Origin of the sequence: Campylobacter sp. VBCF_01 NA2 (assembly GCF_027797205.1) — a bacterium.
GTDB lineage: Bacteria > Campylobacterota > Campylobacteria > Campylobacterales > Campylobacteraceae > Campylobacter_B.
Genome location: NZ_CP115607.1, coordinates 436,411 through 450,325 on the forward strand (window position 1 = coordinate 436,411; position 13,915 = coordinate 450,325).

Below are 13,915 nucleotides of genomic sequence, written 5' to 3' on the forward strand. Positions count from 1 at the left end.
GGATAAAATTTGGAAAATTTGGCTTTTATCTTAAATTTTTTAATTTTTGTGATTTTGGTTTATATGTTTTTGCGTATGAAAAAATCTGGCGCAAATGCCCCTAAAACGGAGATTAGCACGGATATTACGCGCCTAAAAAGCATAGGCGAGCTAAGCGTGTTTAAAATTTATTCCAAAGAGATTGTTACGCGCAAAGAAAATGTCGCTGACGGCTTCCTTGGCTCACTAGTTTCGCCACTGATGACGAAAAAACAGATTGCGATTATTTTTGAGTTTGAGATAGATTTCGTCTATGACCTGCTAAGTCCTGAATTTAGCATAATTCCGCGTGGCGAGGACAAATACGAGATCAAAATGCCACCTTGCAAATACAAATATTCGATTAAGGATATGAAAATTTACGACGAGCAAAATTCCAAACTTTTGCCGTTTTTGCTGCCTGATTCGCTAAATGGTATTTTTGGGTCAAGCTTTGATGAGAGCGATAAAAACCGCCTAATCGACGACGCGAAAAACGAGGTTAAGGCACTCTCGCTTAAAATCATAAACGATTTAGGGGGCAAAATCCACAAATCCGCAACCGACACACTTGAAACCATAGCAAAAAGTTTTGGCGCCAAAGAAATCGGCTTTGTCTTCCAAGACAAGGCATTAGAGACAATCGATATCAATCCAAGCGATATTTCTATCGCAAGCTCGCTAAAATCGCAAATCGAAGAGAAATAAGGGCGAGCGTTGCAGGCTTACGAGGCGCTGTTTAAGCTGTATTTTTCGTATTATACGAGCTTTAAGCGCAAAATTTACGCTAAATTCGAGCGATTTATCACTCCGATTCGCCTAAGCAGGGAGAAAAAACGGCTCAAAGCCAAGGGCTATTTCGTGCCAGATGAGCTTTGGGCGGGCTTTTTTGGCGAATTTAGCTTTTGTAAATGCTTTATCATAAAAAAAATCCTTTTTCCGAATTTTTACGCTATCAAAAACAGCTCCAAATGGCAGATACAAAACGCGCAAATCGCCTTTAAAATCGGGGTTTTTGCATACGATGAGATAGCGTGGATTTTCATACCACAAAGCTACGATAAAATGAAAAAAAATGATTTGGAAATGGTGTTAGATTTGCTAGCAAAATTTCCGCAAATTCGCTACGAAAAACTAGAAGAGGGCATTAAAATTTTCGGATATGAATTTTAGGCTAAAATTTGGCCTCAGTTAGCTTAGCATGGATATCGCCGAAAAACAAAACATCTTTTAAAATCACATTTTCTGCGATTTCTTGGCGATTTAGCGAGAGGTAGAGTTCGCCCTTTTTGCTAGAAAAAATCTTTTGATTTATAAAAACGATAAATGGGTTCGAGCTCGTCTGCAAGGCGTTTTGGATAGCTTTGGCGTGTTTGCCACGCGGGATTTGCACATCTATGCGCCCGGTTTCATTTTTGGCTCCGGCTGCGGTTAGGAAAAACATATCGCCTTTGTGCGGAATTTTGCCGAAATTAAAAAACACGCTTAGCAGGTCGTTTGTCGCAAAATATGGCAAAATTTTGTCGCTACTAGGGCGCAAATCGCCGTTTTCGCCCTTAAATTTCTGCTCTCTAATGCGTTTGTTGTTGTAATCAAATGTGAAAATTTGGCGCGTGTTTATGGTTTTTTTGCCTTTTTTGCGCTCGACTTCGTGGCGGTAAATTTTGGGTTTTAAAATCTCGCCCACAACGCTTCCTTTGGAGTAAAATTTCTCCCTTCTATCCCCGCTTAGCGAGCCAGCGATCCCATAAGCCCTCGCATTTAGCGTGATTTCGTAGGTTTTGGCGGTTTTGACTAATTTAGCATCAGCATGCCCCACGACGCCAAAAACGCCGTAAGAAATATCGTAGTGCGCCTCGATAGTCTCGCCAAATACTGCGCCGAAAAAGAAAAAAAGAAATGCTAAAACTCTCATAAGCTAGCCAAAATTTGATTTACGATTTGCTCTGGATTATGCGCTTGATAAATCGGGCGACCGACCACGATAAAATCGGCGTTTGCGCTTTTAGCGTCGTTTAAATTTGCCACGCGCGCTTGATCGTTTGCACTCTCGCCAAAAGGTCGCACGCCAGGGCAAAGTGTGATAAATTCGTCGTTTGTGGCATTTTTAATCGCGTTTGATTCAAAAACCGAGCAGACCATGCCATCTAGCCCGCACTCATGCGCAAAACGCGAAAATTTCACCACGCTTGGCGCAATTTCATCATTGTAAATTTCGCCAAATTCGCTCTCGTTAAAGCTTGTCAGAGCCGATACGCCAAGCACGAGCGGGCGGGTATTTAGTGCGCCTAAGCGGTTCATAACCTCGCTCATAGCGCGCTTTCCAGCGCTTGCGTGCAAGTTTATCATATCTACGCCAAGACCTGCTACGACCTGCGCGGCGTCAGCCATGGTGTTTGGGATATCGTAAAATTTAAGATCTAAGAAAATTTTAAAATTTGCAATTTTTTTGAGTTCTTCGATAAATTTCGCTCCGTCTCGCAGATACGAGCGCAGGCCGACTTTGAGCCAAATTTGATTCCCAAATTGCGCTAAATTCGCACTCAAAGCTAAATTTTGCTCTTTGCTAGCCATATCTAAGGCTACGCAAAGCTTCATTTTACGACCTTAATAGCGTCTAAAACGCCGTTTATTAGCTTTGAGGACGCGCCAAGCTCCTTGGCTGCGGTTACGGCTTCGTTTATGATGATACCAGCGTCTGTATCACTGAAACGCAACTCATACGCGCCAAGTCGCAAAATAGCGCGCTCAACCGCCGAAATTTCGTGTAGTTTAAATTCCTTCAAATACTCGTTTAAAAGCGCGTCAATTGTCTCTGTATTATCGCGCACGCTGTGAAGCAGGCCTAGCGTCCAGTTTCTCTGCTCGTTTCTAATCTTTTTTTCTTCTAAATACTCGTTTTCAAACTCAGGCTTTTCTTCGTTCATATCTTTTGCGTAAAGTAGCGAAATCACCGCCAATCGCGCTTGGTGTCTTGTTGCCATGATTACGCCTTTATTTCGCGAAATAAGCTTAGCATTTCGATTACGCCTGTCATCGCTTCAAAGCCCTTGTTGCCGGCTTTTGAGCCTGCGCGCTCAATCGCTTGCTCGATAGTATCTGTGGTAAGCACGCCAAAGGTAACTGGCGCGCCGTGGCGAAGCATGGTGTTTGCGATACCCTTGCTGACCTCTGCGCTGACATAGTCAAAATGCGGTGTGCTGCCTCTGATGACTGCGCCTACGCAGACGACGGCGTCGTATTTTTTCGATAAAAGTGCCTTTTCTAGGGCGAGCGGGATTTCAAATGCGCCAGGGACTAGCATTAGGCTTAAATTTTCCTCTTTGCCGCCATGTCGCAAAAATGCGTCGTGAGCGCCTTCGACTAGGCGATCTGTGATGATGTGGTTAAATCTGGCGTTGATGATTAGGATTTTTTCATCGCCGTTTAGGGTCAAATTTCCTTCAATAATGTTCATTTTATATCCTTTAAATTTCAAAATTCGCTAAGTTTAGCCAAATTAGGCAAAATTTTTAATAAATTTATAAATTTCAATTAAAGGATAAAATTTATCTTTTGTTTAAGAGAGTTTTGTATCATAGAGGATAATTTTTTTAAAGGAGAGAATATGTTTAAACTTAGAAATTTACCTTTCGAGGCAGAGAAAAACGCCGTAGTAAGCGCAAAAACCTGTGAGTATCACCACGGCAAACACCACGCAACTTATGTGGCAAATTTAAATAAAATGACCGAAAGTGGCGAGTTTGCGGGCAAGGGGCTTTATGATATCGTAATGAACGCTACTGGCGGGGTTTTTAACAACGCGGCGCAGGTGTATAACCACGACTTTTATTGGGATTGTATCGCAAAAGTTAGCAAGCCAAGCGAGGCGCTAAAATCGGCATTGGCTGAAAATTTCGCTGATTTTAAAGCTGAGTTTATCGCGGCAGCGACGGCTCACTTTGGCTCTGGCTGGGTGTGGCTAGTGTGCGATCCAGCTACTAAAAAGCTTTCGATTGTCGCTACGAAAAACGCCGATACACCTGCGCGCGACGGGCTTGTGCCGCTTCTAGTAGTCGATGTGTGGGAGCACGCATACTATATCGATGTTTGCAACGCGCGCCCAGCGTATTTGGAGAAATTTTATGCTGGAATCAATTGGGAGTTCGTATCAAGTGCCTACGAGTGGGCTCTGAAAGAGGGTATGGGCTCGGTGAAATTCTACATAGATGAGCTTCACGGCAACGACTGATTTTGATTTCGCTTCTTATTTTGCGCGTGGATTTACTGCGCGCAAATCTTTAAAATTTCCATTATTTTTGCTGGGTTTTTTATGCCATTTTCGTTTTCTGCTTTGCTATTGATATCGAGGCAAAATGGCTTTATTTTTAGGGCGTTTGCGAGGTTTTGCGCGCCGATACCGCCAGCTAGGATAAATGGAATTTGCAGATTTTTTAGCATTTTCCACTCGAAGCTTTCGCCGTTTCCGCCCATTTTTTCGCCTTTGTAATCAAACAAAATTTTATCATAGTTTAAATTTTTTAAATCCCCAATTTCATCTTTCACACGCACGACCTGCCACGCTTCGACACCCAAATTTGCAAGATTTTGCTTTAAATTTAGCGAAATTTCTTTATAAATTTGAGCCACATTTAAATTTGCAAATTTGCAAATTTGCAAAATCTCATCATCGCTCGTATCGGTAAAAACGCCGACACTTTTTCGCCCAAATTTATGCACTAAATTTGAAATTTCTTTTGCTATTTCGGGCGTTACTTTTCGCGGACTTTGGGCAAAAATTAAACCTAAAAAATCCACTCTAACGCCGCTGTATTCGCACTCTAAAACGCTTTTTGCTTCGGCTAAATTTTTAATCCCGCAAATTTTGATTTTTGTTCTTGCAACGCCCATTTTCACGCCTTTTTGACGATATACAGATACTCGGTTACATGCAAATTTCGGTTTCGCAAGTTCCTTGAAGCACGATACGCAGGGTATTTTATCTCGATTTTTCCCACTTTACCGATGAGAGCAAGATTTTTTAAAAACTCATCTTCGCTGATGAAGCCTTCTGAATTAAACGAGATTATCAAATATTTTGCCCTAAATTCAGCCAAAAGCGTGAAAAATTCATCTGCGGCACGAGATTTTTTGTTGTAATTCGAGCGGTTCCAGCCGTTTGGGATACCGCTAACTTCGCTTAAATCCCCTAAATTTGGTGCTTTAAAATCAGCGATTAAATTTAGCATAAAATAATTCGAACCATAAGGGTGCTGGTTATACGGCGGGTCAAAATACGCTATATCCACGCTTGGAGCTAGTTTGCTAAACTCGTAAGCATCACTCTGAAAAACCTGAAAATCGCTTGTGAAATTTGAAAAAACCGGCATTGGAAGTGAAATCTCGCCCAAAATGCGAGATAGCGCATTTTCGCCACTTCCGCCGAACTTCCCCACGCCGTTTTTGTCCTTGTAAAAGCCCTTAAAAACGCCGCCTGTGTTTGAGTGGATACTAGCTTCGCTTAGAAGCGGAGCGATGAAGTATTTTTGAAATTGCTCAGGAATTTTCGATATGGCTTTACGCAAACCACCCAAAATAAGGGCGTTTTGGCGTGAGTAAAAAACCCTTTCGCCTTTTTTGATTTTTTCATCGTCTTTTGGGGCGTAAAGTTCGCTGATAAAGCTCTCGCACGGCTTAAAATTCGCTAAAATTTCGGCATGAAATTTAGCTAAATTTGCTCTTAACTGGGGCGTTAAATTCTCCAAATAGCACGAATTTATGATGAAAGAGTATTTTTCCAAATCATTTGCCAAAACCAAATTTGAGTGCGCTTTGGCAAATCTCGCCACCACGCCACTGCCGCTAAAAACATCGGCAAAAGCGATTTTTTCAGCTCCCAAATTTGCCTTAATGTCCGTTATAACGCCATTTATCGCCCCCAAAAGCGAGCGTTTGTTTCCCAAATAGCTAATAAGCTGTTCGCCCAGATAGCTTTCGTTTTCTTTTAAATTTGCCATAAATGCTTACTTTAATATATTATAAATTTGCTTGAAATTATACATTATTAGGACTTTTAACGATATTAAAAATAGAAATTTATATATTTACAAAGTAAAATTTGCTAAAATTTTGCGTTTTTAAAAAGGAGTTTTTGCGATAAAAAGCGAGTTGTTGTCAAATTTAAAAGCAAAATTCAAATAAAAACATAAAATTCACTACTTTGGTTTTTGGTATGAAAGATTTTTTAAATCAAGTTTTTTATAAATCATCGGAAAAAATGTCTGAAATTCCAGATTGTTGCGTGGATTTGATTATTACAAGTCCGCCGTATTTTAATATAAAAGATTATTCAAAAAACGGCTACCAAAACGAAATTCACTCTAAAAGCAACATTGCTGATTTGGGAAATTTAAAAAGCTATGATGATTATATAAAAGGGCTTTTAAAGGTTTGGAAAGAGTGTTTTAGGGTGCTTAAACCAAACGGAAAACTTTGCATAAATGTCCCTTTAATGCCTATGCTTAAAAAAGATTTAACTACACATTATAATCGCCATATTTTCGATTTACAAAGCGATATTCAGCACAGCATTTTACACAATACTAAATTCTTTCTTTTAGATTTATACATTTGGAATAGAACAAATACAAGTAAGAATTTAATGTTTGGAAGCTATCCGTATCCTAGAAATTTTTACGCTCAAAATACAAGCGAATTTATTACTATTTTTGTAAAAGACGGAAAATCTACTTTTGTAAGACCTGAAATTAAAGAACAAAGCAAACTAGCACAACAAGAGTGGGTTGAATTTACAAAGCAAATTTGGAATATTCCTATTCCAAATAAAAACGATATTGCTTTCGGCAAACACCCAGCGATTATGCCAGAACAAATTCCTTATCGCCTAATTAAGCTTTATTCTTGCGTTGAAGATATAATTTTAGACCCATTTACTGGGAGCGGAACTACTCTAAAAGTCGCAAAAGAGCTGAATAGAAATTTTGTCGGTTACGAACTTTATGAATATTACAAAGATATAATAAGCGAGAAATTAAACTATGCAAACAAATAAAATTTATATATGCGATGTTTTTAAATTTTTAGATAAATTGCCAAATGAATTTGCAGATTTAGCCATAATCGACCCGCCGTATAATCTAAAAGTAGCAGATTGGGATAAATTTAAAAGCGAAAAAGAATTTTTAGATTTTAGCTTTGAGTGGATTGATAAAATGCTTTTAAAATTAAAACCAAATGCAAGTTTTTATATATTTAACACGCCTTATAATTGTGCTTTATTTTTAAATCATCTTAGAGACAAAAAGGTGTTTTTTCAAAATTTTATAACTTGGTATAAAAAAGATGGTATGAGTGCATGTAAAAGAAAATTTAACAATAACCAAGAAAGCATTTTATTTTATACAATGAGCCAAAAGGATTATTATTTTAACCATAATAGCATTAGAATTCCGTATTCATCGACAAATAGAATTGCGGCGGCTACAAAAACGGGAATTGTAAAAAATGGCAAACGCTGGTATCCTAATCCAAATGGCAAACTCTGTCCTGATGTTTGGGAGATAGTTTCAACACGCCATAAAAATAAAATAAACGGAAAAGTTACTAAACAAAATCACGCCACGCCAAAGCCAAGAGAGATGATAGAACGGATGATAAAAGCAAGTAGCAAAGAAAATGATTTAGTTTTAGATTTATTCAGCGGAACGGGCATTACGAGCGTAGTCGCGAGAGATTTGGGACGAAATTATATTGGTTGCGAACAAAATATTGAATTTGTGGATAAAAGTTTAAATTTAGAAATGGAGAAAGAAAATGAAAGAGACTTTCGAAACAAAATTATCGAAGATACAAAAAGAGTTCAAAGAAAAACTATTGGGCATACAACCAGCCTTGAAATGCCTTCAATTTCTTTATGATAGAACGCTAAGAGTTGATTATCGTGGAACGCATAAATTACAGCATTACCGTTGGAATAAAGAATTCATAAAAATTGTTTTAAAAAATTTACCAAAAGAAAAACTATTATATCACACAAAGGGTGATATACACGATGATTATAAATATAAACCAGATGAATATGAATTTTGCGAGTATTTAACAAAAGTAAATAAAGAATTAGAAGAAATTGGTTCAAATATACCAAGACATAAAGATATGGTAATGCGAAAAATACTTTTTGTAAATTTACAAAGAATGGGCTTTATCGATAGATTTGCGTTGAGAAAAAATGGAAAAATTGAATTTTGCAATCCTAATGAAATATATAGAAATTATAGATATGTAAAAATAAATAATAATGGTTTAAAATTTTTAAATTCAAAAGATATTTTTGAAGAACAAAAAATTTTAGGAGTTGCATTAGATAATGTTTTTAACGGCTTAGCACAAGATATTTTAGATATTCTAAATTCATTACAACCACAATATATAACTGTTAGTGAGATGATGTTTTTTGTAACATATTTAGGCAGAGAATATCAGGGAAAAATTTTAACAAAAGATAATATTGTAGAATTTATAAACGAATTTAGAAGTTTAAAAGCTAGACGAAAAACAACTGAAAATGTCGTATCCGAATATTGTGATTTTGTTGAAGAATTGTGCGACAAATTTAAAAGAGAAAAAACAGATATGAGAGATTTTCATAACTGGAAAAATGAAAGTCAAACAATGTTTAATAACTTTAACCTTATGTCGCTTTTCGAACACGACGAAAAACAAGAACGATTGCTTTTAAAAACAACAATAAAAGGCGAAAAAATAATATTTAAAAGAAGCTCGGTGATTAAAGAACAATATTTTAAAGAACACAATATAAACAAAAATTTACAATTTGAACTTCATCACATAGTGCCATTTTACTATGCAAAAGACATTGATGCTCTAAAAGCTATTGATGATTGGAAAAATTTGATTTATATTGATGCAAATTCGCATAAACTTTTTACACTAGATAAAAAAATAAAAAATGCAATTCGCTTGAATTTTAGGAATTTAGACGCTGTGCTTGATAATTTAGTCGGAGATGAAGTTGTGTTAAAATACACAGACAATATAAAATATAAAGTCGCATTACAAGATTTGATTAAAAATTATAACAAATCACTTTTGGGTGAAAAGTAATGTGCTAAATATCATAAAAACCATAAATTTGAAAATTAACAAAATTTATGGTTTTTTAATAAATTTTAAAATTTCTACTCAAAATTCTTAATATAATTTTGATAAAATCCCCACACTTTGCCGCTATCAAGGGCATTTTCGATTATCTCTTTGGCCTCGGTTGGGCTTTTGGCAAAGTCAGCCGCATACAAAGCAAACATCGCATTTAGCACGACAATGTCGCGTTTAGGTCCTTTTAACTCGCCTTTAATCGTGCTTTTAAAAATTTCAGCATTAAATTTGCTATCTCCGCCTTCGATGTCGGTGTGAAAGGCGCGGTTAAAGCCAAATTGCTCAGGCGTGATTTTATACTCGATGATTTTCTCGCCCCGCACTTCATGCACGAGCGTCTCGTCGCATAGCGTGATCTCGTCCATGCCGTCCATGCCATGCACGACTAGGGCGTGCTTTCGACCTAGTTTTTGCAAGGTTTGCGCTATTAGCTCATTTACTTCTTCGTGGTAGTTGCCTACGACTTGATTTGAAAGGGTCAAATTTGGATTTAGCAAAGGTCCTAAAATATTAAAGAAAGTGCCGATTTTAAGGCGAGTTCGCGCTTCTTTGACTTCGGCTGTAACCTTGTGAAAAAACGGCGCGTGGAAAAACGCCAAATTTGTCTTATCCATAAGCGCTCTAAGTTCGCCAAGATCGCTATTTAACGGCACTCCCAAAGCTTCAAAGATATTGCTCGATCCGCTCTTGCTTGATACTGCGCTGTTACCGTGTTTGCCGACCCTGACGCCAAGAGAAGCGAGTATAAACGCGCAGGTTGTGGAGATATTTATCGTTTTTAGCGCGTCTCCGCCGGTGCCGACGATGTCAAGCATAGCTCTTTCGTCGCTGTAAGTTTTGGAGTATTTCAAAACGCTTCGCACAAGCGCACTTAGGCTATCTGGGTAGAGCGATTTTTCGCTAATTAGCACGAGCAAACCAGCCAGTTGCACTATGTCATAATCCTTTGCCATAACGGCACTAAAAATCTCTTCATAATCGCCGCCTTCGAGCGGGAAGCCCTTTTGTAGCTTTATCATAAACGGGGCGAAATTGCTCATTTTTTTCTCCTGTGTTTTTGGTTTGTTTAAATTTACAAAATTTTCAATGATTTTTTTGCCATACTGCGTGAAATAGCTCTCAGGGTGAAACTGAATGCCGTAAATTTCGCGTTCTTTGTGCTTCATCGCCATTATGACGCCGTCTTCGCTCACGGCTGAAATCTCCAAGCACGGGGGCAACTCATCTACATAAAGCGAGTGATAGCGCATAACTTCAAATTTGCTAGGCAAGCCTGCCAAAACTGCATTTTCGCCCACTACGCTAATTTCGCTAGTTTTGCCGTGTTTTGGCACTTCTAGCGTTTTGATTTTCGCGCCAAAGCTTAATCCTATGGCTTGGTGTCCCAAACACACGCCTAAAATGGGAATTCCCAAATTTGCCTTTAAAATTTCTAGGCAAATTCCGCTGTCTTTTGGGTGCTTTGGACCCGGGCTTAGTATGATTTTGCTAGGGTTTAAAAATTTCACCGCTTCAAGCGTTATTTCGTCATTTCGTTTGCAAACTATCTCTTCGTCAGTAGTTTCAAGCACATATTGATATATGTTAAATACGAAACTATCGTAGTTATCAATCATTAAAATCATTGCATTTCCTTGCAAGTTTTTTCAAAAATTTTTAGGCAAGATTTGCGTTTGTTGCAGATTTCGGCGTATTCGTTTTCAAACACACTATCAAACACCTGCCCATATCCTGCTCCCACGAAAATATCGCTAAATTCGGGGTTTGCCCTGTCGCGCACGAAAATCGCAGAACGGATTAAAATCGCCATTTGCAAATCGCCGTTAAAATGCCAAAAGCCAATCCCGCCACCATAAATCCCGCGCGCGTGGCTTTCTAATTCGTTTATAATTTGCATAGCGCGAATTTTTGGGCTTCCGCTAAGTGTGCCGGCAGGAAAAACCACACCCAAAACATCAAAATTATCCTTGCTTTCATCTTTTATGCCACGCACATCGCTGACGATATGCATAACGCTTTCAAAAAACTGCACATGGGCTAAATTTCGCACTTTCACGCTTCCTTTTTTGGCAAATTTGCCAATGTCGTTTCGTGCCAAATCAACTAGCATTTTGTGTTCGCTCATCTCTTTTTCATCGCCAAGTAACTCATTTTTTAGGGCTTCATCTTCATTTGCGTCCTTACCGCGTGGCCTAGTTCCTGCTATGGGAGCGACAAAAATTTCGTTATTTCTGATTTGAAGCACGAGTTCAGGCGAACTCCCCGCAACCACGCCGTAAGGTGTCGGGAAAAAATACATATAGTGGCTTGGATTTTGGCGTTTTAAAATTTCATAAAACTCCAAAGGGTCTAAATTTGAGTAAATTTGCAGTGTTTGAGACGGCACGACCTGAAAAATATCGCCACTTTTGATATACTCTTTTGCTTTTTTAAAAATACGCTCGGCGTCGCTTTTTTCGGCGTTTAAATCGGTTTTGATTTTATAAAATTTCTCGCCCCCAAATTTCGGCGCAGTATCCCCAAAATCTGAATTTTCCAAATTTTCAAAATATTTTCCTTCGCCATAAAAGCTGTAAATTTTGCTTTGTTTGTCGTAGTGCAGATACGCCCTTGCGTTCGCGTAAAAATATGTCGGAAAGTCGTAAAGGCATGGCTTAATATCTCCCAAGCGTTCAAATTTATAAACTGCTTCGTAGCTTAGCACTCCAAAAAGCCCTGCAAATTCGCAAATTTGCGTGGTGTTTTGCAAAGCAAATTTGAGTTTATCAAGGTCATCGCCTTGTAAATATTCGCAGTCAATGCCGATGATGATCTGCCCGCCGTCTTCGGCGAGATAGGAGTTTGGAAACCTAGATAAAATATTTTTGAAATAAAAAATCGGATCTTTTAAAAACATACGCCCTCTTTGTATTTTTTTGTAACTTAAATTATAGTAAAATGGGCTTAAATTTTGTATAAGGATTGTGATGAAAGTTTTGTTTTCGCCAAGCGAAATGAAGTCGAAAATCGGCTCGGATAAAATTTTGGATTTGTCAAATTTCGAATTTTGCGATGAGAGTGGGGTGAGGGCAAACGCTGTCAAAGAGTATGCAAAATTTGTCGCAAATGCCGAGTTGGGCGCGCTTTGCAAACTTTTTGGGCTTAAAGAAATTGATGATGGATTGCGGGAGAGTATCTTTAAAAAAGGCTGTGTGAGCGCGTTGGAGCGTTACACTGGCGTGGCGTATGAGGCGCTAGCTTACGCTAAGCTTGAAAATACTGCGCGCGAATTTTTGGGCGCCAATGTGATAATTTTTTCAAATCTTTTTGGGCCGATTTCGGGGCGCGACCAGCTCCCTGAATATAAGCTTAAACAAGGCGAGAAATTTTCTGGGCTTGATTTGCCAAAAATTTATAGGGAAAATTTTAGCGCGAAAATAGATGAAATTTTGGAGTGTGAAATAGAAAATGGCGAGTGCGTGGTGGATCTGCGCGCTGGGTTTTATGAGAAATTTTACGAGTTAAAAGTCCCGCATCTAAGCTTTAAATTTATCAAAAATGGCAAGGTCGTAAGCCATTATGCTAAGGCGTATCGCGGGAAAGTATTGCGCGAAATCGCACGAAATTTAGCCAAAACCGAGCGGGAAATTTTAAATTTAAATTTTAGTGGTGTAAAATTAGCCGAAATCAGAGAAATTTCACTCAAAAAAGAGATAGTTTTGGAAATTTGCGAAAACTAAGGGGAGAAAATGCTTTTTATAATACCATTTTTAGGGATTTTGGTAGGTTGTATTTCTGGGTTTTTCGGCATTGGTGGCGGCACAATCGTCGTGCCGATAATGATGGCGCTAGGATACGATATCAAAGAAGCCGTGGGGATTTCGATTTTGCAAATGCTTTTTAGCGCGATTTTTGGGTCGTATCTAAACTACAAAGCAGGCAAACTCCGCCTCGATAGTGGCGTAATTGTGGGGCTTGGCGGACTTTGTGGCGCGTCGCTTTCTGGCTTTATCGTCGCAAATGTGGCTTCAATCGTCCTAGAAATCGGACTTTTGCTGACTTTGACAATCGCGTTTTGCAGAGTTTTGATGACAAATGTCGAAAACACTGCGCCCAAAGAACCAGCCAAAATTTTGCTTTTTGCCGTGGGCTTTGCAATCGGCGCAATCGCCATTAGCATGGGCGTTGGCGGGGCGATTTTCTTAACGCCGATTTTGGTCGGTTTCCTTGGCGTGGATATCAAAAAAGCTGTTTCTATGGGGCTATTTTTCGTGATTTTTAGCTCGTTTAGCGGATTTTTAAGCATGGCGTATAATGGCAATGTGCAGTATTTAGAGGGCGTATTAATGGGGCTTGGCGGCCTTGTGGGCGTGTATTTTGGCACGAAGATTTCGCACAAAGTGGCTAAAAGCACGCAGAAAAAATGCCTTTTGGTGATGTATGTGGTGATGTTTTTGTTAGCCCTTAAAAAGACGCTCGGGGTTGATTTTGGGATTTTGTAAAATTTCGAAATTTTAAAATTTGGCGAAATTTTGCTAATGGTTTGAAATTTTAAAATTTCGTTGCCGCAAGCTCCAAAATACTGCGCCGAAATTTTTTCAAATTTCGCTTTTTGATTTTGCGTAAATTTTGCTTAATTTATCATTGCGAGCAAAGCGAAGCAATCTAGTAAAATTTAAAGCAAAATTCTACTTAAATTTTGCATTGAACGATTTTGTAAATTTTAGGCGAAATTTTGCTTTTC

At 38.5% G+C, this 13,915-nt stretch carries 16 protein-coding genes; 8 read left to right on the forward strand and 8 right to left on the reverse strand.

Features of this window, described 5'->3' with window-relative positions; all coding sequences use genetic code 11:
* Nucleotides 1–9 precede the first annotated feature (9 nt).
* Entirely contained in the window at nucleotides 10–726 is a 717-nt protein-coding gene (locus tag PF027_RS02380; RefSeq protein WP_270858159.1) for a DUF4230 domain-containing protein, read from the forward strand.
* A gap of 9 nt (nucleotides 727–735) precedes the next feature.
* Complete coding sequence (locus PF027_RS02385) at nucleotides 736–1,191, forward strand: hypothetical protein (protein ID WP_270872321.1); 456 nt, start codon at nucleotides 736–738, stop codon at nucleotides 1,189–1,191.
* 1 nt (nucleotide 1,192) lies between these two features.
* On the opposite strand, the gene PF027_RS02390 is transcribed toward PF027_RS02385, so the two are convergent.
* Genes PF027_RS02390 through ribH form a run of 4 tightly spaced genes read right to left on the reverse strand, consistent with a single transcriptional unit; the run spans nucleotide 1,193 to nucleotide 3,475 of the window.
* Nucleotides 1,193–1,933 (reverse strand): DUF3108 domain-containing protein, encoded by a 741-nt coding sequence (locus PF027_RS02390; protein ID WP_270862601.1) that lies wholly within the window; start codon nucleotides 1,931–1,933, stop codon nucleotides 1,193–1,195.
* Nucleotides 1,930–2,616, reverse strand: a complete 687-nt coding sequence (gene pyrF / locus PF027_RS02395) for an orotidine-5'-phosphate decarboxylase (RefSeq protein WP_270872322.1) — start codon at nucleotides 2,614–2,616, stop codon at nucleotides 1,930–1,932. Before pyrF ends, PF027_RS02390 begins: the two co-directional genes overlap by 4 nt.
* On the reverse strand, nucleotides 2,613–3,002 hold the full coding sequence (gene nusB / locus PF027_RS02400) for a transcription antitermination factor NusB (protein WP_270866664.1): 390 nt from the start codon (nucleotides 3,000–3,002) through the stop codon (nucleotides 2,613–2,615). The genes pyrF and nusB overlap by 4 nt, the downstream gene beginning before the upstream one ends.
* 2 nt (nucleotides 3,003–3,004) lie before the next feature.
* Nucleotides 3,005–3,475 (reverse strand): 6,7-dimethyl-8-ribityllumazine synthase, encoded by a 471-nt coding sequence (ribH, locus tag PF027_RS02405; RefSeq protein ID WP_270865282.1) that lies wholly within the window; start codon nucleotides 3,473–3,475, stop codon nucleotides 3,005–3,007.
* 150 nt (nucleotides 3,476–3,625) lie between these two features.
* On the opposite strand from ribH, the gene PF027_RS02410 reads away from it, so the two are divergent.
* Nucleotides 3,626–4,249: a superoxide dismutase gene (locus tag PF027_RS02410; RefSeq protein WP_270872323.1), complete on the forward strand. Its 624-nt coding sequence runs from the start codon at nucleotides 3,626–3,628 to the stop codon at nucleotides 4,247–4,249.
* A 32-nt stretch (nucleotides 4,250–4,281) separates the two neighbouring features.
* Here PF027_RS02410 and PF027_RS02415 read toward each other — a convergent pair whose 3' ends face one another.
* Both PF027_RS02415 and PF027_RS02420 read right to left on the reverse strand, forming a co-directional pair.
* Entirely contained in the window at nucleotides 4,282–4,908 is a 627-nt protein-coding gene (locus PF027_RS02415; RefSeq protein WP_270872324.1) for a phosphoribosylanthranilate isomerase, read from the reverse strand.
* A gap of 2 nt (nucleotides 4,909–4,910) precedes the next feature.
* A complete protein-coding gene (locus tag PF027_RS02420) occupies nucleotides 4,911–6,014 on the reverse strand; it encodes a DNA adenine methylase (RefSeq protein WP_270872325.1) in 1,104 nt (367 codons plus the stop codon).
* A 260-nt stretch (nucleotides 6,015–6,274) separates the two neighbouring features.
* On the opposite strand from PF027_RS02420, the gene PF027_RS02425 reads away from it, so the two are divergent.
* The 3 genes from PF027_RS02425 to PF027_RS02435 are packed head-to-tail and all read left to right on the forward strand — an operon-like array spanning nucleotide 6,275 to nucleotide 9,141.
* Nucleotides 6,275–7,069, forward strand: a complete 795-nt coding sequence (locus PF027_RS02425) for a DNA-methyltransferase (RefSeq protein WP_270872348.1) — start codon at nucleotides 6,275–6,277, stop codon at nucleotides 7,067–7,069.
* Nucleotides 7,056–7,934, forward strand: coding sequence for a DNA-methyltransferase (locus PF027_RS02430; RefSeq protein ID WP_270872326.1), 879 nt, complete (start codon nucleotides 7,056–7,058; stop codon nucleotides 7,932–7,934). Before PF027_RS02425 ends, PF027_RS02430 begins: the two co-directional genes overlap by 14 nt.
* Nucleotides 7,831–9,141: a hypothetical protein gene (locus PF027_RS02435; RefSeq protein ID WP_270872327.1), complete on the forward strand. Its 1,311-nt coding sequence runs from the start codon at nucleotides 7,831–7,833 to the stop codon at nucleotides 9,139–9,141. The genes PF027_RS02430 and PF027_RS02435 overlap by 104 nt, the downstream gene beginning before the upstream one ends.
* Nucleotides 9,142–9,215: 74 nt before the next feature.
* Here the strand turns inward: PF027_RS02435 and trpD are convergent, their stop codons facing one another.
* Complete coding sequence (gene trpD, locus PF027_RS02440) at nucleotides 9,216–10,817, reverse strand: anthranilate phosphoribosyltransferase (RefSeq protein ID WP_270877337.1); 1,602 nt, start codon at nucleotides 10,815–10,817, stop codon at nucleotides 9,216–9,218.
* Complete coding sequence (locus tag PF027_RS02445; RefSeq protein WP_270877338.1) at nucleotides 10,814–12,088, reverse strand: anthranilate synthase component I family protein; 1,275 nt, start codon at nucleotides 12,086–12,088, stop codon at nucleotides 10,814–10,816. The genes trpD and PF027_RS02445 overlap by 4 nt, the downstream gene beginning before the upstream one ends.
* A gap of 70 nt (nucleotides 12,089–12,158) precedes the next feature.
* Between PF027_RS02445 and PF027_RS02450 the strand changes: the two genes are divergently transcribed.
* Nucleotides 12,159–12,911, forward strand: coding sequence for a YaaA family protein (locus PF027_RS02450; protein WP_270877339.1), 753 nt, complete (start codon nucleotides 12,159–12,161; stop codon nucleotides 12,909–12,911).
* A gap of 9 nt (nucleotides 12,912–12,920) precedes the next feature.
* Nucleotides 12,921–13,673 (forward strand): sulfite exporter TauE/SafE family protein, encoded by a 753-nt coding sequence (locus PF027_RS02455; protein ID WP_270868674.1) that lies wholly within the window; start codon nucleotides 12,921–12,923, stop codon nucleotides 13,671–13,673.
* Nucleotides 13,674–13,915 lie beyond the last annotated feature (242 nt).

Bases quoted from the DNA above. Each gene is read 5' to 3' on its own strand.
- PF027_RS02390 (WP_270862601.1), bottom strand. From the start codon at position 1,933: ATGAGAGTTTTAGCATTTCTTTTTTTCTTTTTCGGCGCAGTATTTGGC.
- pyrF (WP_270872322.1), bottom strand. From the start codon at position 2,616: ATGAAGCTTTGCGTAGCCTTAGATATGGCTAGCAAAGAGCAAAATTTA.
- nusB (WP_270866664.1), bottom strand. From the start codon at position 3,002: ATGGCAACAAGACACCAAGCGCGATTGGCGGTGATTTCGCTACTTTAC.
- ribH (WP_270865282.1), bottom strand. From the start codon at position 3,475: ATGAACATTATTGAAGGAAATTTGACCCTAAACGGCGATGAAAAAATC.
- PF027_RS02410 (WP_270872323.1), top strand. From the start codon at position 3,626: ATGTTTAAACTTAGAAATTTACCTTTCGAGGCAGAGAAAAACGCCGTA.
- PF027_RS02415 (WP_270872324.1), bottom strand. From the start codon at position 4,908: ATGGGCGTTGCAAGAACAAAAATCAAAATTTGCGGGATTAAAAATTTA.
- PF027_RS02420 (WP_270872325.1), bottom strand. From the start codon at position 6,014: ATGGCAAATTTAAAAGAAAACGAAAGCTATCTGGGCGAACAGCTTATT.
- PF027_RS02425 (WP_270872348.1), top strand. From the start codon at position 6,275: ATGTCTGAAATTCCAGATTGTTGCGTGGATTTGATTATTACAAGTCCG.
- PF027_RS02430 (WP_270872326.1), top strand. From the start codon at position 7,056: ATGCAAACAAATAAAATTTATATATGCGATGTTTTTAAATTTTTAGAT.
- PF027_RS02435 (WP_270872327.1), top strand. From the start codon at position 7,831: ATGAAAGAGACTTTCGAAACAAAATTATCGAAGATACAAAAAGAGTTC.
- trpD (WP_270877337.1), bottom strand. From the start codon at position 10,817: ATGATTTTAATGATTGATAACTACGATAGTTTCGTATTTAACATATAT.
- PF027_RS02445 (WP_270877338.1), bottom strand. From the start codon at position 12,088: ATGTTTTTAAAAGATCCGATTTTTTATTTCAAAAATATTTTATCTAGG.
- PF027_RS02450 (WP_270877339.1), top strand. From the start codon at position 12,159: ATGAAAGTTTTGTTTTCGCCAAGCGAAATGAAGTCGAAAATCGGCTCG.
- PF027_RS02455 (WP_270868674.1), top strand. From the start codon at position 12,921: ATGCTTTTTATAATACCATTTTTAGGGATTTTGGTAGGTTGTATTTCT.